The organism is Occallatibacter sp. (assembly GCF_049802275.1).
Lineage (GTDB): Bacteria > Acidobacteriota > Terriglobia > Terriglobales > Acidobacteriaceae > Telmatobacter.
In genome coordinates, this window is the sequence record NZ_JBARMD010000690.1 from 1 (window position 1) to 1,918 (window position 1,918).

General features: G+C 60.1%; 2 protein-coding genes and 1 pseudogene. 2 read left to right on the forward strand and 1 reads right to left on the reverse strand.

The genetic code is table 11. The features are described 5' to 3' along the window. Positions 1–790, forward strand: a 790-nt coding sequence (locus WA354_RS23315; protein WP_472815422.1) for a hypothetical protein, incomplete at its 5' end; no start/stop codon positions are given. Positions 791–806: 16 nt separating this feature from the next. On the opposite strand, the gene WA354_RS23320 is transcribed toward WA354_RS23315, so the two are convergent. Next, the gene (locus WA354_RS23320) at positions 807–1,601 is read right to left on the reverse strand and encodes a YqjF family protein (protein ID WP_472815423.1); all 795 of its coding nucleotides are present in this window, start codon (positions 1,599–1,601) and stop codon (positions 807–809) included. Between the two features lie 118 nt (positions 1,602–1,719). Between WA354_RS23320 and WA354_RS23325 the strand changes: the two are divergent. Then, positions 1,720–1,918: pseudogene (locus tag WA354_RS23325) on the forward strand (hypothetical protein); the annotation flags it as partial.

Sequence of the window (1,918 nt, forward strand, 5' to 3'; positions counted from 1 at the left end):
GTTCATCATCCAGCAGACCTCGATCGCGCCACTGCCATTCCCAGGCGCCAACGCCGCATATGGTCGCTACCTCGGAGTGAACTGGCTCTATCTCCTTTTCATGTTGGGATTCGAGAGTGTGTGGGTAGTCCTGATTCCTGTTCAGGTCACTGAGCTCATCTTTCCCAAACACCGTGAGCAGCCATGGCTCCGCAAGCGCGGCCTCATCGCGACCTGTATCGCATTCCTCGTCGGCAGCCGCATTGCCTGGTATGGCTGGACCCAGCAGGCGCGCCCGAGACTTCACGCAGTTCCCTACCACCCGCCTGTGATCCTTATCCTGCTCGGCTTCGCCGCCATCGCCGCCCTCATCGGCATGGCGTGGCTCGTGCGCGGACACGGCCACTCCGGACAAATCGATTCTCGCCAGCCCGCCAATCCATGGCTCATCGGATTCAAAGCGTTCATATTCGGCGCGGCCTGGTTCTCCCTTATTACGCTCGTATTCGTTCCTCACCCCGGCATCGCTGCCTGGATGCCCCTCGTCGCAGGTCCAATCTGGGCCCTACTGGCTTTCGCGCTTGTACGCTACTGGTCTGCCGCACGCGGCTGGCGCGACATTCACCGCTTCGCACTCTCATCCGGCGCCGTACTGGGCTGCATGGCCATCAGCGACGTCAGCGCAGCAGGCTGGACCCGCCTGGACCTCATCGCCAAGTTTATTTTTCAGTTTGTGGCTGTCGCAGGATTCTTGCTTCTGGCTCGAAAGGTCTGGCAACGCGAAGCGGCGAATCACGGCCCTTGTCTTTGACCCATCGCCAACGCGATCAGTTCGAGGGCATCGCCTGCACCGGTATCCGCTGACGCCTGCGCGCGGGCGCCGCCAATTCCGACGGCCACACATACACTGCGAGACGCCGCGAATAGTGCAGCACCGGTTCCTGATCTTGAACCTGTATCCCCAGGGCTGCCGGCAAATCGTTCTGCTCGATCTCAGCTTCGGCATCTTCCAGAGGCGAAGCCACCGTGTGAATGTTCGCCCGCATGGCCAGCCCCGCATGATTTTTCGTAAACAGGCAATATCGCTCCGTGAAAAAATACTCGAGCGATCCGCCTCGAATCTCCGCCAGCCTGCGCGTCGGTCCCAGTCCCCGGTAGCGCGCATTGAAGATTACCGGATGGCTCACGAGCAACCTGCGGCTGTAAAAAGAAAACTCGCGCTCGGTCCGCTGGTTCAGGCGCATCTCCGCCCAGTTGCACGGCAGTCGGAAGATCAGGCGAACCGCAGCCGTTGCCAGCAAGCTGCCGATATCGACTGAGAGGTTGTAAATGCCCGGAGTGTTGGTCAGCTGATCGTGCACGTAGGTGCGGAAGTGCAATTCGGGAAAGCTGTGCATACCCGGCACGGATGGCATGCCACGAAGGTTAAAGCGATCCATCCACAGTGGAACGATCCCGATCCATGCCGATCCCTGGAAGGTGTCGGGCTGCAATCCTTCCGGCAGAAAGTGCGCCACGTGAGCAGCAGGAAGGCGCCAGTGGGCAAAAAGCAGGTCGTTCCAGCGCTGAGATACTGTCCAGCGACCAGTGGGTAATGGCCGGGGCCTCTGCGATGTACGCAATTTAAACTCCCGCATTTCGCCGCGCGCCCCCGCTCTACAGCTTTGACGTTTTCATCGGTCCTTGGGATTCACAGCCCTGACTACCTTGATGCCGTATTCTGGTCGCGAGCCCTCGTCCATGTCCAGTGAATCTTTCTCGCCCGCCGGTGCCCGCAACCTGACCGATGTCTATGCCGTTCACGGGGCCGACCCCGAAGTCCTGGCCTACGCCATGGCCAAGTACTCCCGCTCTGCGCTCTCCATGCGCGAATCCCTCACGGAAATCAGCGTCCAGCGCGCCGAGCAATTTCTCAACACATTCTATTTCCAATACGGCC